This is a genomic window from Pluralibacter sp., from assembly GCF_019237635.1.
Taxonomy (GTDB): Bacteria; Pseudomonadota; Gammaproteobacteria; order Enterobacterales; family Enterobacteriaceae; genus Enterobacter_B.
Genome location: NZ_JAFAGS010000127.1, coordinates 1 through 23,234 on the forward strand (window position 1 = coordinate 1; position 23,234 = coordinate 23,234).

Below are 23,234 nucleotides of genomic sequence, written 5' to 3' on the forward strand. Positions count from 1 at the left end.
CTCGCCGGACAACGCCCGCGCCAGCGCCGATTTACCGCTGCCGTTGCTGCCGACAAAAGCCCAGCTTTCGCCAGCGCGCAGGGTTAAATCTTCGATTGAGAGCGCTTTTGTATCGCTAAGACGAAACGTGCCTTGCGAAATTTGCAATGATGACATTGTGTATCCCGTTTTATGTAGCGATTTAAAACAGGGATACGTGTTCTGCTGGTGAAAGTCAAGGCCATCAGCAGAGGGTAGCGAGGATCACTCTGTCGGCGTTGAACCAGGCAATGGCCTGCTGTCCTTCGCGCAGGCTGCGGGCCTGCTCTGCCGGAACGGTAGCGCACAGTGGCTGGCCGTCAGGCAGGGTCATTAATACTTCGCACTGGACGTCGCCGCGTTCTATATGGCTTATCGTACCGCTGAGCTGGTTATCTGCGCCCGTGGCGACAGCCGGGTCGTGAGTCATTCCCACCCACGGCGCTTTCAGCAGCACCAGCACCTCTTTGCCTTCCTCGAGCCCCAGGCGTTCGCCGCTCTGTGCCGTAACGGCAACCTTCAGCCGCGTTTTGCCGTCGGCAAGGGTCACGTCGACGTGTTCCTGCACCTGCTGGTGGTCGCGGCGGGTTATGGTGCCGAACCACTGGTTGCGGGCGCTGGTTTGCAGCGAGAAACGGGAAATCGCCGCCAGCAGGCTGTTGAGCGGCAGGGCGTCGTCGTCGCTCAACACGTCAAAGGCCTTTTGCTGAATTTGCGCCAGCAGATCGTAAAGCTGGATCAGCCGCTCGCCGTAGCGGGTAAGCACCGCGCCGCCGCCGCCTTTGCCGCCGGTGGCGCGATCCACCAGCGGTTGTTCGCTCAGCGTATTCATTTCATTAATGGCATCCCAGGCGCTTTTGTAGCTGATTCCGGCGTCCCTGGCCCCCTGGCTGATGGAGCCGGTCAGCGCGATGTGCTTCAGGAGAGCGATACGGCGCGAGTCGGCGAACAGACGTTGCTGAAGCTTGAGGGTAAGAAGAATTTCGGCCTGCATATCAATGTCCTGCTTATCGGGATAAACCTGTGCAAGGGGGGATTATGGCATAACCCATCGCACAAAAGGGGCGTGTTTTTCCTGATTATCGGGTTACAATAAAGTAATCACAATGTCCGGAGCTAACCATGTTAGAGTTGTTGAAAAGTCTGGTCTTCGCCGTAATCATGGTTCCCGTGGTGATGGCGGTGATCCTGGGGTTGATTTACGGTCTCGGCGAAGTGTTTAACGTCCTTTCCGGTATCGGTCATAAAGACGGCCCGCAAAAGAATCACTGATGCTTTAGAACTGAACGGAGACTGTCCTGAGACATTCTCCGTTTTTTTTTGCAAAGCGTGTCAGAACACCTCCCTGGTTTTTTCTCCATTTCGTCGGCCATCGCCGGACTCCATCCTCTTGCCACGATGAAACGTCAATGCGCGGTATTAACGTTCTCACGGCCGCTAAAGCAATCCAGCATCGGTGCCGATAAATGTTGTGACAGGTCCTTGATTACGCAATAAAGGATAATAATTAGCGCTGGGAAAACCCTACGGTTGTCGTTATATTTGTGTCTATATAACGACACTCACAGGAGTTACAGATGGAACGTTCATGGTTACGCCTTTTCGCAGGGGCCGCTTTATCGCTTTCCGTTGCTGGTCATGCCGTTGCTGATGAAGGCAAGATAACCGTCTTTGCCGCCGCCTCGCTGACGAACGCGCTGCAGGACATCGCCAAAGAGTATAAAAAAGAGAAAAACGTCGATGTGGTGTCGTCATTTGCCTCATCCTCGACGCTGGCTCGCCAGATTGAAGCAGGCGCGCCAGCCGATCTTTTTATCTCCGCTGACCAGAAGTGGATGGACTACGCGGTAGAGAAAAAATCCATTGATACGGCAAGTCGTGAAACGCTGCTCGGCAACAGCCTGGTGGTGGTGGCGCCTAAAGCCAGCAAGCAGGGCGATATCGCCATTAATGACAAAACCGACTGGGTCACGCTGCTGAACGGCGGCCGTCTGGCGGTGGGCGACCCGGAGCACGTTCCGGCGGGAATTTATGCCAAAGAGGCGCTACAGAAACTGGGCGCATGGGAGACGCTGTCGCCGAAGCTGGCGCCTGCTGAAGACGTTCGCGGCGCTCTGGCGCTGGTGGAGCGTAGCGAAGCGCCGCTGGGCATCGTTTATGGCTCTGACGCGGTTGCCGGCAAAGGCGTGAAGGTCGTCGGTATCTTCCCGGAAGACTCCCACAAAAAAGTGGAGTATCCGATAGCTATCGTCGATGGCCATAAAAATGCTACCGTTACAGCGTTTTACGATTACCTGAAAGGGCCGCAGGCGTCGGCTATCTTTAAACGTTACGGATTTACTACGCACGAATGATATTGACGGATCCCGAATGGCAGGCGGTTATGCTGAGCCTGAAAGTCTCATCCCTGGCGGTTATCTGCAGTTTGCCTTTTGGGATCTTCTTTGCCTGGTTGCTGGTACGGCGTCGTTTTCCAGGCAAAGCTCTACTTGATAGTCTGATTCATCTTCCTCTCGTGCTGCCGCCCGTGGTGGTGGGGTATCTGCTGCTCATCGCGATGGGGCGTCGCGGGTTTATTGGGTCGAGGCTGTACGACTGGTTCGGTATTAGCTTTGCTTTTAGCTGGCGCGGCGCGGTGCTGGCCGCTGCGGTGATGTCGTTTCCGTTGATGGTGCGGGCGATACGCCTGGCGCTAGAGGGGGTGGACGTTAAGCTTGAGCAGGCGGCCTGTACGCTGGGCGCAGGGCGCTGGCGCGTATTTATGACCATCACGCTGCCGCTGATGTTGCCGGGAATTATCGTCGGTACCGTGCTGGCCTTTGCCCGCTCCCTTGGCGAGTTTGGCGCGACAATCACCTTTGTCTCCAACATCCCTGGCGAAACGCGCACGATTCCTTCCGCCATGTACACGTTGATTCAAACCCCTGGCGGCGAAGGCGCGGCGGCGCGGTTGTGCGTCATCTCCATCGTGCTGGCGCTGGTGTCGCTGCTGGTCTCCGAATGGCTGGCGCGTCTTAGTCGTGAACGGACAGGGAAGTAACGGATGCTTGAGCTCAACTTTCGCCAGACGCTGGGCGATCACTGCCTGACCATGAACGAAACGCTGCCCGCGACCGGGATCACCGCCGTCTTCGGCGTCTCCGGCGCCGGTAAAACCTCATTGATCAACGCCATCAGCGGTCTGACCAAACCCGAACAGGGACGCATTGCGCTCAATGGCCGCACGCTGAGCGACACCGACAGCGGGCTGTTTTTATCGCCGGATAAGCGTCGTGTCGGCTATGTCTTTCAGGATGCGCGTCTGTTCCCGCACTACAAGGTGCGCGGCAACCTGCGTTACGGCATGGCCAAAAACATGGCGGACCAGTTTGATAAACTAGTGGCGCTGCTCGGGATTGAGCCGCTGCTCGACAGGCTGCCGGGCAGTTTGTCGGGGGGCGAGAAACAGCGCGTGGCGATCGGCCGCGCGTTGCTGACCGCCCCGGAGCTGCTGCTGCTGGATGAGCCGCTGGCGTCGCTGGATATTCCGCGTAAACGCGAGCTGCTGCCCTACCTGCAGCGCCTGGCGCGCGAGATTCATATTCCAATGCTGTACGTCAGCCACTCGCTCGATGAGATTCTGCATCTGGCCGATAATGTGCTGGTGCTTGAGGCGGGAAACGTAAAAGCGTTCGGCCCGCTGGAAGAGGTCTGGGGCAGCAGCGTGATGCATCCGTGGCTGCCGCAGGAACAGCAGAGCAGCATTCTGAAAGTCTCTGTGCTTGAACATCATCCGCATTACGCGATGACGGCGCTGGCGTTGGGCGATCAGCATATCTGGGTGAACAAGCTGGACAAACCGGTGCAGTCGCCGGTGCGGGTGCGTATTCAGGCCTCAGATGTCTCGCTGGTGCTACAGCCTCCGGCGCAGACCAGCATCCGCAACGTACTGCGGGTTAAGGTCGCCCAGTGTTACGACGACAACGGCCAGGTGGAGGTGCAGCTTGAGGTCGGCGGCCGCACGCTGTGGGCGCGAATCAGCCCTTGGGCGCGTGACGACCTGGCTATCAAACCAGGCCTGTGGCTTTACGCGCAGGTCAAAAGCGTGTCGATTACCGCCTGATCACAGCAGGCGGGTGGTAATAAAATCGGCGATGCTGGTGGTGGTGTTATCGCCAATGACCAGGCTCGCCCGGGCTTTGACCGCCTCATCGGCGTTGCCCATCGCCACACCGGTGCCGACAGCTTCCAGCATGCTGATATCATTGAAGTTGTCGCCGAAGGCAATCACGTCCTGCATTGAAATTCCCTGCGACGCGACCCATTTCGCCAGGCGCTTGCCTTTGCTGTTACCTTTGCGGGCGATATCCACCTGATCGTGCCACGACCACTCGCATTCCAGACTCAGCGTCTGCGCGGCCTGGTCGGCAAAGGCGCGCAGCTTGTGCGTGTCTTCGTCGGTCAGGGCGAATTTCCAGACAGCCTTCACGTCCTGGGCGGCCTGCGCCAGCGAGGCGACCTGGGTAAACGACGGGCGCTGCTCCTGCGGCAGGTTTTGCGCCCAGTTGCGGGTGCGTAACACGTGGCCGGTCGGGCGCTCATACATCATGGTATCGTCGACGTACATCAGGCCATGAATGTCGTGCGCATTCAGCATGCCGACCAGATCCTGGGCTTTGTCGACCGGCATGGGATCCGCTTCCAGCACCGTTTTTGCATGATAATCATACAAGTAAGTGCCATTACAGCAAATTGCAGGTGTATCCAGCGCCAGTGCCTGATAAAAAGGGTGGATGGCAACGTGATGCCGACCGGTCACGATGAGGATCTGATAGCCCGCCGCTTTTGCGCGTTTGAGTGCCTCCAGCGATTCAGGAAGAATGGTTTTCGTGGGCGTCAGCAGCGTACCGTCTAAATCAAGGGCAATCACGCGAGATGTCATAATGTAATCCAGGTTAATGGTGAAAATTTTGCTGCTGACGATGGTACACCGCTATGGTCGCAGGGCAAATTTTTCAGCACTAACCTCTAAAACCGTCTACCTTGGTAGTTGTCTCCACCCGCCGTCGTAAGGAAAGGAGTTATCATGAAACAAACCGTTTATACCGCCAGTCCGGAAAGCCAGCAGATCCACGTCTGGAGCCTGAAAAATGACGGCAGCCTGACGCTGGTGCAGGTGGTTGATGTCGCCGGGCAGGTGCAGCCGATGGTTATCAGCCCTGACAAGCGCTACCTTTACGTGGGTGTGCGTCCTGAGTTTCGCGTTATCGCCTACCGTATCGCTCCGGATAACGGCGCGCTGACCTTTGCCGGCGAGTCGGCACTGCCGGGCAGCCCGACTCATATTTCGACCGACCATAAAGGCAATTTCCTGTTCAGCGGCTCCTACAACGCGGGCAGCGTCAGCGTCACGCGTCTTGAAGACGGCCTGCCGGTAGGGCTGGCGGACGTCGTGGAAGGGCTGGAAGGCTGCCACTCGGCCAATATCACCCCGGATAACCGCACCCTGTGGGTACCGGCGCTGAAGCAGGACCGTATCTGCCTGTTCACCCTGAGCGACGACGGTAATCTGGTGGCGCAGACACCGGCGGAAGTCACAACCGTTGACGGCGCCGGTCCGCGTCATATGGTCTTCCATCCTAACCAGCAGTATGCCTATTGCGTCAACGAGCTGAACAGTTCGGTAGATGTGTGGGAGCTTCGCGATCCGCACGGCGAAATTGACTGTGTACAGACGCTGGATATGATGCCGGAAGACTTCACCGGCACGCGCTGGGCGGCGGATATTCATATCACCCCGGACGGGCGTCACCTGTATGCCTGCGACCGTACCTCCAGCCTGATTACCGTTTTCAGCGTCTCCGAAGACGGCAGCGTGCTGGATGTTGAAGGGTTCCAGCCGACGGAGACGCAGCCGCGCGGGTTCAACGTCGATCACAGTGGGAAATACCTGATTGCCGCGGGGCAGAAATCGCATCACATTGCGGTCTATGAAATTCACGGCGAGCAGGGGCTTTTGCAAGAGAAGGGGCGTTATGCCGTCGGCCAGGGGCCGATGTGGGTGGTGGTTAACGCTCACTAATCACAACGCCGCCGCAGCGCATTTTACGCCGCGGCGGTTTTTTACCGGTATCGTCTTCAAATGGCCTGCGTTAATCCGCCATTCGGGACCCCCTGGCACTTCTGGTATTTACCCAGCTCAACAACATCCTGAGCAATATTATTAGCCGCGGCGTAGTGGTTTGAGGCATCTTTGGTAAAGTCACCGCTCTCTTCGTGGCTGGGGTGTTCATTTTGCTGCTTGCGATAATAGGTCACTGCCGCAAGGACACCGTAACTCATTTTTTGGGTCATATATAAAGCCATAGTATTCTCCAGTACAGGATAACAGATGATAATGTAGTGAATATAAAAGGGTTGCTGTGTATAGTCTTAATCAGGCGTCGGGGGTGATTTTATATTTTTGGTTGAGTGTAGTGCCGTAAATTTCAAAGGTGCGGCTACGTACCAGTGGAATATTTTTCTTATCAAATACAGTTCGCCACCATTCCCAGGCAAGCCCGGTACACTCTTTGGCAAATACGCAGACATTTTCAGCATTGCCTTGTAGTGATATATTGGTAGAGAAGGGGGCGGTTCTGTCTTTTGAATTGCCATCCCATCCGCAACGCTGGACGGTTTTATTTCCGTTATCATCATAATTTACATCATCCCATTCAACCCGGAATTGCGCCACGTATCCACCAGTATGTTTTAGCGTAATATCGGCATTTTGATATTCCGTATAGGTAGTTTGAATATAGTCGGTGCTACTGTTAACGACCGCAACTTTGTTGTCTTTCAAAAAAACGGTGGAGTACGAGACCGGATAACCAGGGTTTGATGTATTGCACATCGAGTATTTGGCGATGACCTGATTAATTTTTGAAATATCCTTTGATGAAATGATTTCGTTTTGTCCATTAACGCCGCCGCCTAATACCACAGCGGTAAACGTTGTATTATCAAGAATATCCTTATACCTGGCGTTAGCGCTGGCGCTCACATCTTTCATTACGGCTTTAAATGCTGATTCCACTTCATTGCTGCTGTGGTTGGTTTCAAGCTTCACAAAAATATTGCGGCCATAGGCGACTTTGTAAACCAGCGCGGGCGGTGCGTCATTGCCCGCGCCCTGGCGTTCAAGGGCATCCCAGTTAACGTCGTCTGCGAACAGTTCAGAAGGTCTGGAAGGCAGTCCTGACATTGAGACGGTGTAGAAAATCTGCCGGAATGATGCAATAAATACCGAGCTTTTACGCTCGCGGACTGCGCTAAAGTCGATGCTCAACTCTTTTTCCGCCTGCTTAATGCCAAAGCCGAACTTAACCAGCATCTGCATTTCACTGGCAATCATACTCTCATTATAAAAAGATCGTGCCACAATGGAGTGCGTATCCGCGTAATTTTTGGCCCACATATTGAATTTTTCATCAATAGCTGAGCGAATATTTCCGTATTTGGGATCGGTAATATTGAAAATAGCATCCTGCTCCATACCAGGGAGATCAATAACAAAATCAACGGCGCTACGCTTTGCCGAGATCAGCGATGGGCGGTTTTCAACTAAATCGGTATCTGCTAATACTACCGCCCCAGGGTAGGTAAGGTCGGTCATTGCATCAACAATGCCGATGTCAACATTTTGACTGGAGATATTAATTTTTTCACGGGTGATGACAATGTATTTTCCATCATTGTTCTTCCCTTCCGCTTTTTTAAAGCTTTCGATCTTTTCACCTTTGAAAGCCAGTACTTCAGCAGGGTTATATTTCAATTCAGCAATCTTCTGATCAATATCACTCATTTTCCGGTTTCCTTTTACTGATTGATTTCAGATTATCTGCAATAACGCAGAATGCGTATCGCCAGATAGGGGTGCTGACTAGTAATAAAGTATTACCGCAGTGATCAAGGAATACATGCTGTATAAAGAAACATCAAATATAATTATTGATGATAACGATCGATTAACCTGGTCCAAGTCTCTGAACGTGATGATTATATTGTCTTTGTGTTTTTTGGTTTTCTGAGAAGAAATTTTTATTATGTGGGGGAAACGCAGAAGATATATTAAATATCATCGATTGGCACTGAGATATAGATATACAGAATACGCTTAAACTGAGGCTAACCCGGCAGCAGGACTGCCGGGTTTTCATCTTACTGCTTCGGCTCAGCCACCACGTAGCTTCCCACGCCGCGGTTGTTGTATTCCCACATGCGGTTGAAGTTCGTGTCGTTAAGGTTGCGCTGAATCTCGCCTTTGTCGTCTTTCGCGCCAGTGTTGCCGCTAAACGGACGTTTGGAGATAGCCGCGTCGGCCCACGGTTTTGCCGTGTTAAAACCGTCGTTAATCACGCTGTCGCGGATAACCACCTGACCATTGGTGCTGCTGTCCACATCCAGCGAGCGGCCAAGCTGAGCGACGCCATCGCCTGCGGCGTTAAAGCGGCTGTTGGTGGCCAGGAAACCGAAGAACAGGTTCGACTGGGTGGCAGGCGCGAACACGTAGCCTTCCTGCTGGGTACGCGAGTTGACCACACGGAAGTCGGTGTTATCGAACACCACCGCGCCGCGGCCGGAAACGATATCCACATCCCCTTCCAGGTAGCTGTTGGTGACCAGCGTGCGGGTAATGCGATCGTTTTGCAGACGGTTCTGCACGCCACTGTTGGTAACGAAGAAGGTGTTCTGGCGGCCCAGAATATTGACCTTGTTGATCTGCACCTGGTCGCCGTCGCTGCGCAGTGCTACCGCCTGGTGGTTACCTGCATCAACGCTGTCGCCGAGGTTGTTTTCAATGGTCAGATTCTGCAACTGCAGACCGTTGTTCTGCGACCAGACGACGGCTGAGCACATCACGCCAACAGTGGCGCTACGCTTACTCTGGCAGCTGTCAAACATATACCACGCCGGTTTGCCCGGCATGTATTTACCGCCCGGGTTCACCAGACGGCGCCAGCTGTTCGGATCGATTTCAGAGTCGATAGCCAGACCGATTTTCACATCGGCGGCATTATCGCCAGTGCCGTAAAGCGTCACACTGCCAGGTGCGGCAGGGATATACACGGTGCCAGGATACTCGCCAGGCAGAACCGCAATATACATGCGGCGGTCGCTGTGGCGGGCGATAACGGCATCAACCGCCGCCTGAATCGTCGTATGCGTCACGCCCTCTGTACCCGCCGGTCCAACCACGTAATCCGGTTTCGCCGGTGTTGTAATCGCAGAAGGCGACCACGGCGCAGCATTCGCATCCATGGTGGTGAAATAGCGTGACTGAACGAAGTTTTTCGCTTCAGCAGCAGACAGGATCGGACGGGATGTCGTTCCCGGCGCGCCCTGAGTGGACGGGCGCTGATCCGGCGGCGTTGAGCTACAGGCGGTCAGTGTCACGCCAAAAGCGAGCGCCAGCGCCAGACGGGAAACCGATGATATGTTCATGATGCTCCAGGCTGATGATAATAAAAAAGATGAGTCCCTAAAAACTGCCTTTTTATACTAAGTTGGGCGAAACGGGAAGCCGTGGTGAGAAAAAGTTCGCTTCCGGGGGGAACGGGGCGTGGTGAAATGTCACAAATAAACAACATTTGCCTGCAATTTATTGACATCTTTTGGCGTATGCCAATAAATGTCTATACAACCCATGACAAGTGAACGCTTATGACTGAATTAACCGCAGATGATGTGGTCTGGCGCAACGCCCGGTTTGCCACCTTTGACCCTTGCAATACCCGGCCCTACGGTATGCTCGAGGAGCGCGCGCTGGTCGTGCGCGACGGGCGAATTGTCGCGCTGGTCGCCGAAAGCGCCGTTGCCGGGCACGTCGGGCGTACGGTGGATCTGGCCGGGCGACTGGTGACGCCGGGGCTGATCGACTGCCATACCCATCTGGTGTTTGCCGGTAGCCGGGCGCAGGAGTGGGAGCAGCGGCTGAACGGCGTGTCGTATAAAACCATCAGCGATAACGGCGGCGGGATTAACGCCACCGTGCGGGCGACCCGCGAAAGCAGCGAAGCGGACCTTCTGCGTCTGGCGGAAGGGCGACTGAAGCGCCTGATGGCGGAAGGCGTCACGACGCTGGAGGTAAAATCCGGCTACGGTCTGGACCTCGACAACGAACGCAAAATGCTCAATGTCGCCCAACAGCTTGCCGCCAGACATGCGGTGGAGATTAGCCCGACGCTGCTCGCCGCCCATGCGATCCCGCCGGAATATAAAGGCCGCGCGGATGCCTATATCGATCTGGTTTGCGACGTTATCCTGCCGACGCTCTGGCAGGCGCGGTGCTTTGACGCCGTCGACGCTTTTTGTGAAAACGTCGGCTTTACGCCAGCGCAGACGGAGCGTGTGTTCCGTAAGGCTCAGGCGCTGGGCGTGGCGGTTAAAGGGCATGTTGAACAGCTTTCCGACCAGGGCGGCGCACAGCTGGTCAGCCGCTATCAGGGGCTTTCCGCCGACCATATCGAATATCTTGATGAAGCGGGCGTGGCGGCGATGGCGGCCGCTGGCACCGTGGCGGTTCTGCTGCCCGGCGCGTTCTATTTCCTCAATGAAACCCGCAAGCCGCCGGTTGAGCTTCTGCGCCAGTATCAGGTGCCGATGGCGGTGGCGACCGACTTTAACCCCGGCACCAGCCCGTTTGCCAGCCTGCATCTGGCGATGAATATGGCCTGCGTGAAGTTCGGGTTAACGCCTGAAGAGGCCTGGACTGGCGTTACGCGGCATGCCGCGTGCGCGCTGGGCCGTCAGCACACCCATGGTCAGTTGGCGCCAGGATATGTCGCTGATTTCGTTATCTGGGATGCGCAGCATCCGGTTGAAATGGTCTATGAACCGAGTCGTAATCCGCTCTGGCAGCGGGTCTTTCGTGGAGAGGTAAGCGCATGACACTGTGGCATTCAACGGCAAGCGATATCTGGCAGGGGCGTGATGACAGCGCGGAATCACCGACCGCCCGACGGCTTTTTCAGACCGTCACGGTCAGCGAAACCTTTGCGCCGGAACCCGGCGCGCCGCGCATTGCGCTGCTCGGGTTTGCGTGTGATGAAGGCGTAAAACGCAACCAGGGTCGCCCAGGGGCGCAGCAGGCGCCGGACATCTTGCGCAAGGCGCTGGCGAATATGGCCAGCCACGAAGGCCACGACAGGCTGGTGGACATGGGCTCCGTTGGCGTTGAGGGCGAGCAACTGGAAGACGCACAGCAGGCGCTGCGGGCAGCGGTCATTGCCTGCCAGCGGGCGAATATGCGCACGCTGGTCTTCGGCGGCGGACATGAGACCGCCTATGGACACGGCGCGGGCGTGCTGGATGCATTCCCGAACGAGCGGGTAGCGATTGTGAACCTCGACGCCCACCTCGATCTCCGTCAGGCGCCGGTGGCGACCTCCGGCACGCCGTTTCGCCAGTTAGCGCTGCACTGCGAGGCGCAGGGGAGGGCGTTCAGCTATACCTGCTATGGCGCGAGCCGGGCGGCGAATACCCAGGCGTTGTGGCAGGAGGCGGCGCGTCGTAACGTGACGGTGCTGGAGGATTTAACGCTGCTGGACCCCCGTAATACCGGGCTTGCGGCGGATTTGCGGCGGGTGATCGAGAGCCATGACCGCATCTACCTGACGATTGACCTGGACGTCATGCCTGCCTGGGAGATGCCTGCTGTATCTGCACCTGCTGCGCTGGGGGTGCCTTTCGCGACGTTGATGGGTATTATTGCGCCATTGTGCCACAGCGGCAAACTTCAGGCGGTCGATCTGGTAGAGTTTAATCCACACTACGATCGCGATGGCCAGGGGGCGCGAACGGCAGCTCGTCTGGCCTGGCAAATCGTCCACGAATGGCGTCAGGATTAACACGAAAGGACCAGTACATGTTTTCATCCCGTTCCGGCGCACCGGCGCCGTTCTATGAGAAGGTCAAACAGGCCATCAGCGACAATATAGCCGCTGGTGTGTGGCGTCCTCACGACAGGATCCCTTCGGAAGCGGAGCTGGTGGCGCAGTTTGGCTTCAGCCGCATGACCGTGAACCGTGCGCTGCGTGAGCTGACGGATGAGGGATTGCTTGTGCGTTTGCAGGGCGTCGGCACTTTTGTCGCCGAGCCGAAGGGCCAGTCGGCGCTGTTTGAAATTCACAGCATTGCCGACGAAATTGCCAGCCGCCAGCATGCGCACCGCTGTGAGGTGTTAATGCTGGAGGAGACCCGTGCCGACGCAAACCAGGCGGCGGCGCTCGGCGTGGCGGAGGGTTCGCGCATCTACCATTCGCTGATGGTGCATTATGAAAACGACATCCCGGTGCAGATAGAGGACCGTTGCGTTAATGCGGAAGTGGTTCCCGCCTATCTGCAACAGGATTACACCGCCACCACGCCGCATGCCTATTTGTCGCTCATCGCGCCGCTGACCGAAGGCGAGCACATTGTCGAAGCGGTGAAAGCGACGGGAGAGGAGTGCCGGTTGTTACACATCCATGAGCATGACCCGTGCCTGCGTATCCTCCGCCGTACGTGGTCTACCTCGCATATTGTTTCCCACGCCCGCCTGCTGTTCCCCGGCGCGCGCTACCGTCTGCAAGGCCATTTCACCTCCTGACACCTCTGCGTCGGCAAAAGCGTGATTGCTGACGCAATATAACAAAATTGTATCATTTTTGTTAAATTCTGACTTGCGCGTGCTTGTATAGACAAGTATATGTATCTACGTAAACACCGTTAATTGTCAGGAGAAACCCCGATGTCGCAAAGCAAATATCGCAAGCTCGACGTACGTGCGCCGCGAGGCACCACGCTTACTGCGAAGAGCTGGCTGACCGAAGCCCCGTTGCGTATGTTAATGAACAACCTCGACCCGGATGTGGCCGAAAACCCACATGAGCTGGTGGTGTACGGCGGTATCGGACGCGCGGCGCGCAACTGGGAATGCTATGACGCTATCGTGAATGCGTTGACCAAACTGGAAAGCGACGAAACGCTGCTGGTGCAGTCCGGCAAGCCGGTCGGCGTATTCAAAACCCATGAAAACGCACCGCGCGTGCTGATCGCCAACTCAAACCTGGTGCCGCACTGGGCGACCTGGGAACACTTTAACGAACTCGATGCCAAAGGGCTGGCGATGTACGGTCAGATGACCGCGGGCAGTTGGATCTACATCGGCAGCCAGGGGATCGTGCAGGGCACCTACGAAACGTTCGTCGAAGCGGGTCGCCAGCACTATGACGGCAGCCTGCAGGGGCGCTGGGTGCTGACAGCCGGTCTGGGCGGTATGGGCGGCGCGCAGCCGCTGGCGGCGACGCTGGCGGGCGCATGCTCTTTGAACATCGAATGTCAGCAGAGCCGTATCGATTTCCGTCTGCGTACCCGCTATGTCGACGAGCAGGCCACTTCGCTGGATGATGCGCTGGCGCGCATTAAAAAATACACTGCCGAAGGGCGCGCGGTGTCTATCGCGCTGTGCGGCAACGCGGCTGATATTGTGCCGGAACTGGTAAAACGCGGCGTGCGTCCGGATATGGTTACCGACCAGACCAGCGCCCACGACCCGCTGCACGGCTACCTGCCGCAAGGCTGGAGCTGGGAAGAGTATCAGGCAAAAGCCGAATCCGACCCGCAGGGGACGATTCTGGCGGCGAAACGTTCTATGGCCGAGCACGTACAGGCAATGCTGGCCTTCAGCGAGATGGGCGTGCCGACGTTTGACTACGGCAACAACATCCGCCAGATGGCAAAGGAGATGGGCGTCGACAACGCGTTTGACTTCCCGGGCTTCGTACCGGCCTATATTCGTCCGCTGTTCTGCCGCGGCATTGGCCCGTTCCGCTGGGTTGCGCTGTCCGGCGATCCACAGGATATCTATAAGACCGATGCGAAAGTTAAAGAAATCATCAGCGATGATAAGCATCTGCACCACTGGCTGGATATGGCGCGGGAGCGCATCAGCTTCCAGGGCCTGCCGGCCCGTATCTGTTGGGTGGGCCTGGAGTGGCGTCAAAAGCTGGGCCTGGCATTTAATGAAATGGTGCGCAGCGGCGAAGTCTCCGCGCCGATCGTTATCGGTCGCGACCACCTCGACTCCGGCTCGGTCGCCAGCCCGAACCGTGAAACTGAAGCCATGCGCGACGGCTCTGACGCCGTTTCCGACTGGCCGCTGCTTAACGCCCTATTGAACACCGCCAGCGGCGCGACCTGGGTGTCGCTGCATCACGGCGGCGGCGTGGGGATGGGCTTCTCCCAGCACTCTGGTATGGTTATCGTCTGCGACGGTACCGATGAAGCCGCAGCGCGCATCGCTCGCGTACTACGCAATGACCCGGCGACCGGCGTGATGCGCCATGCCGATGCGGGTTATGAGATAGCGATTGAGTGCGCAACAGAGCAAGGACTGAATCTTCCGATGGTAGCTGCAACGCAAGGGCACGCGAAATGAAAAACGTAACACTGATTCCTGGTCAACTGAGCCTGGCGCAACTGCGCGAAATGTACAGCCATCCGGTGCACATTACGCTTGATGAGCGCGCGTTTGCCGCTATCAATGAGAGCGTTGCCTGCGTGAACGCCATTCTTGCCGAAGGGCGTACCGCGTACGGCATCAATACCGGTTTCGGTTTGCTGGCGCAAACCCGTATTTCGACGGAAGACCTGGAAAATCTGCAGCGTTCGCTGGTGCTGTCTCACGCGGCGGGCGTGGGTGAGCCGCTGGACGACGATATGGCGCGGCTGATCATGGTGCTGAAGATTAACAGCCTTGCTCGCGGCTTCTCCGGCATTCGCCTGAGCGTGATTCAGATGCTGATCCAACTGGTGAATAAAGGCGTCACGCCGTGGATCCCAGCCAAAGGCTCTGTCGGCGCGTCCGGCGACCTGGCGCCGCTGGCGCACATGTCGCTGACGCTGCTCGGCGAAGGGAAAGCGCGTTTTGACGGCGAATGGATGCCCGCGACGCAGGCGCTGAAAAAAGCCGGTCTGGAGCCGATTACGCTCGCGGCAAAAGAGGGGCTGGCGTTGCTCAACGGTACTCAGGCGTCCACGGCGTTTGCGCTGCGCGGCCTGTTCGAAGGGGAAGATCTGTTCGCCTCCGCGGTCGTGTGCGGCGCGTTGACGACCGAAGCGGCCCTCGGCTCGCGGCGTCCCTTCGATGCGCGCATTCATGATGCGCGCGGCCAGCGTGGGCAGATCGATGCAGCGTCGCTCTACCGTCATGTGCTGACCGACGACAGCGCGATTTCGCAGTCGCATCACAACTGCAATAAGGTACAGGACCCGTACTCTCTGCGCTGTCAGCCGCAGGTGATGGGCGCCTGCCTGACGCAGCTGCGCCAGGCGGCAGAGGTGCTGTTGGCGGAAGCGAATGCGGTCTCCGACAACCCGCTGGTCTTCGCCAGCGAAAATGAGGTGATTTCCGGCGGTAACTTCCATGCGGAGCCGGTGGCGATGGCGGCGGATAACATCGCGCTGGCGATTGCCGAGATTGGCTCGCTGTCCGAGCGTCGTATCGCGCTGATGATGGACAGCCATATGTCGCAGCTGCCGCCATTCCTCGTGAAAAACGGCGGCGTGAACTCCGGCTTTATGATAGCCCAGGTGACCGCGGCGGCGCTGGCGAGCGAAAACAAAGCGCTGGCGCATCCGCACAGCGTCGACAGCCTGCCGACGTCGGCAAACCAGGAAGACCATGTCTCGATGGCGCCCGCCGCAGGACGTCGTCTGTGGGCGATGGCCGACAACACCCGCGGCGTACTGGCGGTGGAGTGGCTGGCGGCCGCTCAGGGGCTGGATATGCGTGAGGGGCTTGCCACCAGCCCGCTGCTGGAGGAGGCGCGTCATCTGCTGCGTGAACGTGTGTCCCATTATGTCCAGGACCGCTTCTTCGCGCCGGATATCGATAACGCCATTGCGCTTCTGGCGGCGCGTCATCTGACGCGACTGCTGCCTGCCGTACTGCCAAGTCAGATTTAATCACTGTTGTTTTCTGTACCCGCGCCGGGTGGAGTTTCTCCACCCGGCCGCTCTACGCGCATATTTGTCGTCATATAACTATTATCAGGACACTTCTGTATGCAACAACAACCACAATCGCAACAAAAGCCACACCTGCTGCGCGGGCTTAACGGCCGGCACATTCGCTTCATCGCGCTCGGTTCCGCCATCGGCACCGGGCTGTTTTATGGCTCGGCGGCGGCAATTCAGGCCGCAGGCCCGGCGGTGCTGCTGGCCTATCTGGTAGGCGGCGCGGCGGTGTTTATCGTCATGCGCGCGCTGGGCGAGATGGCGGTACGCAACCCCGTCTCCGGCTCGTTCGGCAGTTATGCCCGGCAGTATCTCGGGCCGCTGGCGGGCTTTATCACCGGCTGGACCTATACCTTTGAGATGGTGATCGTCGCCCTTGCCGATGTCACCGCCTTCGGCATTTACATGGGGCTGTGGTATCCCGATGTGCCGCGCTGGATCTGGGTGATGAGCATCATCTGCTTTATCGCCGCCATGAACCTGTGCCATGTGCGCTTTTTCGGCGAAATGGAGTTCTGGCTGTCCCTGATTAAGGTGGTGGCCATTATCGCGATGATGATCGCCGGGGCCGGTATTATCTTTTTTGGTTTTGGTCATTCGTTCCCGGCGACCGGCCTTGAGAACCTGTGGAGCCACGGCGGTTTTGCGCCCAACGGCTGGCAGGGCGTAGTGGCGTCGCTTGGCATCGTCATGTTCGCCTTTGGCGGCGTGGAGATTATCGGCGTGACGGCGGCCGAAGCGCAGAACCCGAAAAAGGTGATCCCGCAGGCCATTAACACCATTCCGCTGCGTATCGTGCTGTTCTATGTCTGTACGCTGGCGGTACTGATGGCGATTTTTCCGTGGAACAGCTTTGGTCAGCAGGGCAGTCCGTTTGTGCTGATTTTCAGCGGCCTTGGCATTCCGTCGGCGGCCAATATCCTTAACCTCATCGTCATTAGCGCCAGTATTTCGGCCATCAACAGCGACATCTTTGGCGCGGGTCGTATGATGTACGGCATGGCGAAAGAGGGAATGGCGCCGAAAAGCTTCCAGCGCATCGCCAGCAACGGCGTACCGTGGATGACGGTAGTGGTGATGGGCGCGGCGCTGATGGTGGCCGTGGTGCTGAACTATCTGATGCCGGAACAGGTCTTTGTGCTGATCGCCTCACTGGCGGCGTTTGCCACCGTGTGGGTGTGGATTATGATTCTGCTGTCCCATTTCTCCATGCGTCGCGGTCTGTCGGCTGAAGAACGCCGCACTGTCGAATTTCCGATCCCGTTGTGGCCGGTGGCGCCGCTGCTGACCCTGCTGTTTATGGGCGTGGTGATTGCGGTGATGGGGATGTTCGAGGAGACGCGAATCGCGCTTATCGCAGGGCTGGTCTGGCTGGCGCTGCTGACGGTGGTATGGTACGCGCGGGTGAAGAAAAACGTGGCTGTGCCAGTAGCGGAATAAGGAAAAAGACCCCCGCCGCGTCAGGCGGGGATCGAGAACGCCTTAGTTAAACAGCGCGGTTATCGACGCGCTGCCCAGCGAATGGAAGTGCACATTAAAGCCGACCATCGCGCCGCTGGCGCCCTCGTCGACGTCCAGTTTCTCTACATCCAGCGCATGCACCGTAAAGATATAGCGGTGTTTTTCGCCTTTGGGCGGCGCGGAGCCGCCGTAGCCGGTCTGACCAAAATCGGTCCGCGTCTGTAACGCTCCCGCTGGCAGCGGCGTCCGTCCTGACCCTGCGCCTTCCGGCAGCTCGCGGGTATCCGCTGGCAGATTCACCACCACCCAGTGCCACCAGCCGGAACCGGTCGGCGCGTCAGGATCGTAGCAGGTAACGACAAAGCTTTTGGTGCCAGCCGGTACCTCGTCCCAGGCCAGATGCGGAGAGATATTCTCACCGCTATAGCCCATGCCGTTGAATACCTGACGATTGGGCAGCGTAGCGCCGTCCTGGATATCATGACTGCTGATTTTCATCGCTTCACCTCAATTCAATACCCTGAATAACCTCGAAGTGTAGCTCAGACGGCGAAATGCGTGTTGTCGTTCAGCGCGGCTTTCACCGCCCCGGTGAGCCGGGCGAGCTGTTCGGGGGTTATCAGATACGGCGGCATCAGGTAAATCAACCGGCCGAACGGGCGAACCCACACCCCTTGCTCAACAAAGAACTTTTGCAGCCGGGCCATATTGACCGGCTGGCGGGTTTCCACCACGCCGATGGCGCCAAGCACGCGAACGTCCGCCACCTGCGGTGCCTCTTTCAGCGGCACGAGCGCGGCGCGTAACTGGGTTTCAATCGCCGCGACCTGGGCCTGCCACTCGCCGCTTTCCAGCAGCGCCAGGCTTTCGTTTGCTACCGCACAGGCCAGCGGGTTGCCCATAAATGTTGGGCCATGCATAAAGCAGCCGGCTTCGCCGTTGCTGATGGTATCGGCGACGGTGCGGGTGGTCAGGGTAGCGGAGAGGGTCATGGTGCCGCCGGTCAGCGCTTTGCCGAGACAGAGGATATCAGGGGCGATGCCCGCATGCTCACAGGCGAACAGCTTGCCGGTGCGGCCAAAGCCGGTGGCGATTTCATCGGCAATCAGCAAAATGCCTTCGCGGTCGCACATTTTGCGGATGCGTTTAAGCCACTCAGGATGATACATGCGCATCCCGCCTGCGCCCTGCACAATGGGTTCAAGGATAACCGCCGCAATTTCATGGCGATGTGCGGCCATCAGGCGGGCAAATGCCACCATATCGTGTTCGTCCCATTCGCCGTCGAAACGGCTCTGCGGGGCGGGTGCGAACAGGTTTTCCGGCAGGTAGCCTTTCCACAGGCTGTGCATGGAGTTATCGGGATCGCAGGCCGACATCGCGCCAAAGGTATCGCCGTGGTAGCCGTTGCGAAAGGTCAGGAAACGGCGCCGCGGTTCGCCTTTGGCATGCCAGTATTGCAGCGCCATTTTCATCGCCACTTCCACCGCCACCGACCCGGAATCGGCGAGAAAAACGCACTCCAGCGGCGCGGGCGTCATCGCGACCAGCTTGCGGCACAGCGCGATGGCGGGCGCATGGGTAATGCCGCCGAACATAACGTGAGACATCTGGTCAATCTGCGCTTTCATCGCCGTATTCAGCCGCGGGTGGTTGTAGCCGTGAATGGCTGCCCACCAGGAGGACATACCGTCCACCAGGCGCTCACCAGTGGCAAGCGTCAGCTCGCAGCCGTGGGCGGCGGCGACCGGGTAGACCGGCAGCGGGGAGGTCATTGAAGTGTAGGGGTGCCAGATGTGGTGTTGATCGAAAGCAAGATCGTCCTGCGTCATAATCGACTTGTAAACCATTTTGAAAAGTTTTAGGTTTACGATCCTACACGGAACCCAGAAATAAACAAAACACTTTGGAGAGGCCAATGGCTCACCACACTCGCTGGACAATGTCGCAGGTTACTGAATTATTTGAAAAGCCGCTGCTGGAACTGCTGTTTGAAGCGCAGCAGGTCCATCGTCAGCACTTCGATCCGCGACAGGTTCAGGTCAGCACGCTGCTGTCGATCAAAACCGGCGCCTGCCCGGAAGACTGTAAATACTGCCCGCAAAGCGCCCGCTACAAAACCGGGCTGGAGACGGAACGGCTGATGGAGGTCGAGCAGGTGCTGGATTCGGCGCGTCAGGCGAAAAACGCCGGCTCGACCCGTTTTTGCATGGGGGCTGCGTGGAAGAACCCGCATGAGCGCGACATGCCGTACCTCGAACAAATGGTCAAAGGCGTTAAGGAGATGGGGCTGGAAGCTTGTATGACGCTGGGTACGTTGTCGGACTCCCAGGCGCAGCGCCTGGCCTCGGCGGGGCTGGATTACTACAACCATAACCTCGACACCTCGCCGGAATTCTACGGCAATATCATCACGACCCGTACCTATCAGGAGCGTCTGGATACGCTCGATAAGGTGCGCGATGCCGGGATCAAGGTCTGTTCAGGCGGCATTGTGGGCCTGGGCGAGACGGTGAAGGATCGCGCCGGTCTGCTGCTGCAACTGGCCAACCTGCCGACCCCGCCGGAAAGCGTGCCGATTAACATGCTGGTAAAGGTGAAAGGCACGCCGCTTGAGGACAACGACGATGTCGATGCGTTTGATTTTATCCGCACCATCGCGGTGGCGCGCATCATGATGCCAGCTTCGCACGTTCGCCTTTCCGCCGGACGTGAAAAGATGAACGAACAGACCCAGGCGATGTGCTTTATGGCCGGGGCAAACTCCATTTTCTACGGCTGCAAGCTGCTCACCACGCCGAACCCGGAAGAGGACAACGATCTGCTGTTGTTCCGCAAACTCGGCATTAACCCGCAGCAAACGCAGGTGCTGGCGGGCGACAACGAGCAGCAGCAGCGTCTTGAGCAGTCGCTGATGACGCCGGATACCGATACGTACTATAACGCGGCGGCGGTATGACCTGGCAGCAAAGGATAGACGACAGTCTGGCGCAACGACGGGACGCGCAGGCGCTGCGCGTTCGCCTCCCGGTACACCAGGGGGCCGGGCGCTGGCTGCGTCAGGGGGATGCGCGCTGGCTCAATTTTTCCAGTAATGATTATCTGGGGCTCAGCCAGCATCCGCAGATCGTGGCCGCCTGGCAACAGGGGGCGGCGCAGTACGGTACGGGCAGCGGCGGTTCCGGGCACGTGACCGGCTACAGCGTGGCGCACCAGGCGCTGGAAGAGGCGCTTGCCGGTTGGCTGGGGTACTCGCGTTCATTGTTGTTTATCTCTGGTTTTGCCGCCAATCAGGCGGTGATTGCGGCGTTGCTGCACAAGGACGATCGGATTATCGCCGACAGGCTGAGCCATGCTTCTCTGCTTGAAGCCGCCAGCCTCAGCCCGGCCGAGCTGCGTCGGTTTACGCATAACGACGGCGAACATCTGCAGACGCTGCTGGCGAAGCCAGTGGCGGGGCAGCAACTGGTGGTGACCGAAGGTATTTTCAGCATGGACGGCGACAGCGCGCCGCTGGCCGATATCGCCGCCCGTACGCGGTCGGCTCACGGCTGGTTGATGGTGGATGATGCGCACGGCATCGGCGTAGGCGAGGACGGGCGCGGCAGCTGCGCGGCGCAGGGGGTGAAGCCCGAACTGCTGATCGTCACCTTCGGCAAAGCGTTTGGCCTGAGCGGGGCGGCGGTGCTGTGCAGCGACAGCGTCGCCGATTATTTGCTGCAGTTTGCCCGCCATCTGATCTACAGCACCGCGATGCCGCCTGCCCAGGCCGTGGCGCTGCATCAGGCGCTGAAGGTGGTGAGGAGCGAGGAGGGCGATGCCAGGCGGCAGACGCTGCGCCAGCACATCGGCCGTTTTCGCCGGGGCGCGCAACAGCTCGGTTGGCGGCTAACCGATTCCGAAAGCGCCATCCAGCCGCTGATCGTTGGCGAAAATGCGCCTACGCTGGCGCTGGCGGAGCATCTTCGTCAGCAGGGCTGTTGGCTTAGCGCCATTCGTCCGCCGACAGTGCCTGCCGGGACGGCGCGCCTGCGCATTACCCTCACGGCGGCGCATCAGGAGGAGGATATCGACAGGTTGCTGGAGGTGCTGGATGCCGCCCGTCGATAAACAGGCTATCGCCGCCGCCTTTGGTCGCGCCGCGTCGCATTATCAGCAGCATAACGAGCTGCAGCGCCGAAGCGCCGACGCGCTGATGGCCCGCCTTCCCGCGCGTCATTTCGCGCGGGTGTTGGACGCCGGATGCGGACCGGGCAGCATCAGCCGCTACTGGCGCGATAACGGCTGCGAGGTGACCGCGCTCGATCTTAGTGCGCAGATGCTGGCCGAGGCCCAACAGCAGCAGGTTGCGCACCATTATGTGCAGGCGGACATTGAAGCCATCCCGCTGGCGTCAGAACAGTTCGATCTGGTGTGGAGCAACCTGGCGGTGCAGTGGTGTGAGTCGCTTGGGGATGCTGTGCGCGAACTGTACCGCATGCTGCGTCCCGGCGGCGTGCTGGCGTTTACCACCCTGGCGGCGGATTCGTTGCCGGAGCTTAATCAGGCCTGGCAGGCTATCGATCACCAACCGCATGCCAATCGTTTTTTATCTTCTGATGCCATCGTCGCTGCGCTTGACGGGCTGCACGGCGAGTTTACGGTGCAAACGCTGAGCGTGCCGTTTGCCGATGCGCTGAGCGCCATGCGTTCGCTGAAAGGCATAGGCGCCACCCATCTGCATGAGGGACGCGCCAGCCGAACGTTGACCCGCAACCGTCTGCAACAGCTGCAGCTTGCCTGGCCGAAACAGCAGGGGGCTTGCCCGCTGACGTACCATATTTTTACAGGAGTGATAATTCGTGACTGAACGCTATTTTGTCACCGGCACCGATACCGAGGTGGGGAAAACCGTCGCCAGCTGCGCACTGTTGCAGGCGGCGAACCGTGCCGGAAAACGGACGGCCGGGTATAAACCCGTCGCCTCCGGCAGCGAAATGACCGCCGAGGGGCTTCGCAACAGCGACGCGCTGGCGTTACAGCGCAATAGTGGCCTGCCGCTCAGCTACGCGCAGGTGAACCCCTATACCTTCGCCGAGCCGACCTCGCCGCACATCGTTGCTGCCGATGAGCAGCGCCCTATCGAGGCGGCGCGGCTCTCGGCTGGCCTGCAGGCATTGACCTCGCAGGCGGAATGGGTGCTGGTGGAGGGCGCCGGTGGCTGGTTCACGCCCCTCTCGCCAACGTTCAGCTTTGCGGACTGGGTGGCGCACGAACAGCTGCCGGTTATCCTGGTGGTCGGCGTGAAGCTTGGCTGCATCAACCATGCGTTGCTGACCGCGCAGGCGGTGCGGCAGGCCGGGCTGCGGCTGGCGGGTTGGATCGCCAACGATGTACAGGTTCCGGGCAAACGTCATGCGGAATACATGGCGACGTTACGACAGCTGATACCGGCGCCTCTGCTGGGGGAAATTCCCTGGCTGGGCGCGGAGGCTGAACGGCAGGATCTGGGGCAGTACCTGGATCTTACAGCACTTAATACCAACATCTGAGACGGTATCCGATGCCGGGCGTTGCGCTCCGGCATCGTGCTTATAGATTGAAATGTGAGCAGTATTCCATAATCAGACCCTCAGGTTGAGCTGATAAAAGTCAAAAAATAGCGATAAAAATTTTTTTTTCCTCATTCTTTCGGGTGAGTTTCGATTTGTGGGAGGGGCAGGGCATATGGGCTGCAGACAGTTATCCACTATTCC

Annotated in this window: 22 protein-coding genes and 1 pseudogene; 15 read left to right on the top strand and 8 right to left on the bottom strand. The window is 58.3% G+C overall.

Annotated elements, in window-relative coordinates; all coding sequences use genetic code 11:
• Positions 1-156: ATP-binding cassette domain-containing protein (locus JO226_RS14875; protein ID WP_293602344.1), on the bottom strand; the 156-nt coding region annotated here is incomplete at its 3' end.
• A gap of 67 nt (positions 157-223) precedes the next feature.
• Entirely contained in the window at positions 224-1,012 is a 789-nt protein-coding gene (modE, locus tag JO226_RS14880; protein WP_293602324.1) for a molybdenum-dependent transcriptional regulator, read from the bottom strand.
• A 128-nt stretch (positions 1,013-1,140) separates the two neighbouring features.
• On the opposite strand from modE, the gene JO226_RS14885 reads away from it, so the two are divergent.
• The 4 genes from JO226_RS14885 (at position 1,141) to modC (ending at position 4,120) form a co-directional block, all read left to right on the top strand.
• Entirely contained in the window at positions 1,141-1,290 is a 150-nt protein-coding gene (locus tag JO226_RS14885; protein WP_013367044.1) for an AcrZ family multidrug efflux pump-associated protein, read from the top strand.
• 305 nt (positions 1,291-1,595) lie between these two features.
• Entirely contained in the window at positions 1,596-2,372 is a 777-nt protein-coding gene (gene modA, locus JO226_RS14890) for a molybdate ABC transporter substrate-binding protein (protein ID WP_293602325.1), read from the top strand.
• Positions 2,369-3,058: a molybdate ABC transporter permease subunit gene (gene modB / locus JO226_RS14895; RefSeq protein ID WP_293602326.1), complete on the top strand. Its 690-nt coding sequence runs from the start codon at positions 2,369-2,371 to the stop codon at positions 3,056-3,058. The genes modA and modB overlap by 4 nt, the downstream gene beginning before the upstream one ends.
• Before the next feature lie 3 nt (positions 3,059-3,061).
• Positions 3,062-4,120, top strand: coding sequence for a molybdenum ABC transporter ATP-binding protein ModC (gene modC, locus JO226_RS14900; RefSeq protein ID WP_293602327.1), 1,059 nt, complete (start codon positions 3,062-3,064; stop codon positions 4,118-4,120).
• On the opposite strand, the gene JO226_RS14905 is transcribed toward modC, so the two are convergent.
• Positions 4,121-4,939 (bottom strand): pyridoxal phosphatase, encoded by an 819-nt coding sequence (locus tag JO226_RS14905; RefSeq protein ID WP_293602328.1) that lies wholly within the window; start codon positions 4,937-4,939, stop codon positions 4,121-4,123.
• A gap of 144 nt (positions 4,940-5,083) precedes the next feature.
• On the opposite strand from JO226_RS14905, the gene pgl reads away from it, so the two are divergent.
• On the top strand, positions 5,084-6,079 hold the full coding sequence (gene pgl / locus JO226_RS14910) for a 6-phosphogluconolactonase (protein WP_293602329.1): 996 nt from the start codon (positions 5,084-5,086) through the stop codon (positions 6,077-6,079).
• A gap of 56 nt (positions 6,080-6,135) precedes the next feature.
• Here the strand turns inward: pgl and JO226_RS14915 are convergent, their stop codons facing one another.
• The 3 genes from JO226_RS14915 to JO226_RS14925 form a co-directional block, all read right to left on the bottom strand.
• A complete protein-coding gene (locus tag JO226_RS14915; RefSeq protein ID WP_293602330.1) occupies positions 6,136-6,363 on the bottom strand; it encodes a hypothetical protein in 228 nt (75 codons plus the stop codon).
• 70 nt (positions 6,364-6,433) lie between these two features.
• Entirely contained in the window at positions 6,434-7,843 is a 1,410-nt protein-coding gene (locus JO226_RS14920; protein ID WP_293602331.1) for a thiol-activated cytolysin family protein, read from the bottom strand.
• 356 nt (positions 7,844-8,199) lie between these two features.
• Positions 8,200-9,483: a putative acyl-CoA thioester hydrolase gene (locus tag JO226_RS14925; protein WP_293602332.1), complete on the bottom strand. Its 1,284-nt coding sequence runs from the start codon at positions 9,481-9,483 to the stop codon at positions 8,200-8,202.
• A 118-nt stretch (positions 9,484-9,601) separates the two neighbouring features.
• Between JO226_RS14925 and hutI the strand changes: the two are divergent.
• The 6 genes and pseudogenes from hutI (at position 9,602) to JO226_RS14955 (ending at position 17,478) form a co-directional block, all read left to right on the top strand.
• Positions 9,602-10,929 (top strand): annotated as a pseudogene (hutI, locus tag JO226_RS14930) (imidazolonepropionase).
• A complete protein-coding gene (hutG, locus tag JO226_RS14935; protein ID WP_293602333.1) occupies positions 10,926-11,888 on the top strand; it encodes a formimidoylglutamase in 963 nt (320 codons plus the stop codon). The pseudogene hutI and the gene hutG overlap by 4 nt, the downstream one beginning before the upstream one ends.
• A gap of 17 nt (positions 11,889-11,905) precedes the next feature.
• The gene (locus JO226_RS14940; RefSeq protein WP_293602334.1) at positions 11,906-12,628 is read left to right on the top strand and encodes a histidine utilization repressor; all 723 of its coding nucleotides are present in this window, start codon (positions 11,906-11,908) and stop codon (positions 12,626-12,628) included.
• Between the two features lie 141 nt (positions 12,629-12,769).
• A complete protein-coding gene (gene hutU, locus JO226_RS14945) occupies positions 12,770-14,458 on the top strand; it encodes a urocanate hydratase (protein ID WP_293602335.1) in 1,689 nt (562 codons plus the stop codon).
• The gene (hutH, locus tag JO226_RS14950) at positions 14,455-15,987 is read left to right on the top strand and encodes a histidine ammonia-lyase (RefSeq protein ID WP_293602336.1); all 1,533 of its coding nucleotides are present in this window, start codon (positions 14,455-14,457) and stop codon (positions 15,985-15,987) included. The genes hutU and hutH overlap by 4 nt, the downstream gene beginning before the upstream one ends.
• A 99-nt stretch (positions 15,988-16,086) precedes the next feature.
• The gene (locus JO226_RS14955) at positions 16,087-17,478 is read left to right on the top strand and encodes an amino acid permease (protein ID WP_293602337.1); all 1,392 of its coding nucleotides are present in this window, start codon (positions 16,087-16,089) and stop codon (positions 17,476-17,478) included.
• Positions 17,479-17,520: 42 nt separating this feature from the next.
• Here the strand turns inward: JO226_RS14955 and JO226_RS14960 are convergent, their stop codons facing one another.
• Positions 17,521-17,997 carry a kinase inhibitor gene (locus JO226_RS14960; protein WP_293602338.1) on the bottom strand — a complete coding sequence of 159 codons (477 nt, stop codon included), beginning with the start codon at positions 17,995-17,997 and terminating at the stop codon, positions 17,521-17,523.
• A 44-nt stretch (positions 17,998-18,041) separates the two neighbouring features.
• The gene (bioA, locus tag JO226_RS14965) at positions 18,042-19,349 is read right to left on the bottom strand and encodes an adenosylmethionine--8-amino-7-oxononanoate transaminase (protein WP_293602339.1); all 1,308 of its coding nucleotides are present in this window, start codon (positions 19,347-19,349) and stop codon (positions 18,042-18,044) included.
• A gap of 68 nt (positions 19,350-19,417) precedes the next feature.
• Between bioA and bioB the strand changes: the two genes are divergently transcribed.
• From bioB to bioD, 4 genes are read left to right on the top strand one after another with little or no spacing between them, the layout of a single operon-like run.
• Positions 19,418-20,458 carry a biotin synthase BioB gene (gene bioB / locus JO226_RS14970; RefSeq protein WP_293602340.1) on the top strand — a complete coding sequence of 347 codons (1,041 nt, stop codon included), beginning with the start codon at positions 19,418-19,420 and terminating at the stop codon, positions 20,456-20,458.
• Positions 20,455-21,609 (top strand): 8-amino-7-oxononanoate synthase, encoded by a 1,155-nt coding sequence (gene bioF / locus JO226_RS14975; RefSeq protein WP_293602341.1) that lies wholly within the window; start codon positions 20,455-20,457, stop codon positions 21,607-21,609. The genes bioB and bioF overlap by 4 nt, the downstream gene beginning before the upstream one ends.
• Positions 21,593-22,348 carry a malonyl-ACP O-methyltransferase BioC gene (gene bioC, locus JO226_RS14980; RefSeq protein ID WP_293602342.1) on the top strand — a complete coding sequence of 252 codons (756 nt, stop codon included), beginning with the start codon at positions 21,593-21,595 and terminating at the stop codon, positions 22,346-22,348. The genes bioF and bioC overlap by 17 nt, the downstream gene beginning before the upstream one ends.
• Positions 22,341-23,030, top strand: a complete 690-nt coding sequence (bioD, locus tag JO226_RS14985; protein WP_293602343.1) for a dethiobiotin synthase — start codon at positions 22,341-22,343, stop codon at positions 23,028-23,030. The genes bioC and bioD overlap by 8 nt, the downstream gene beginning before the upstream one ends.
• Positions 23,031-23,234: the final 204 nt, after the last annotated feature.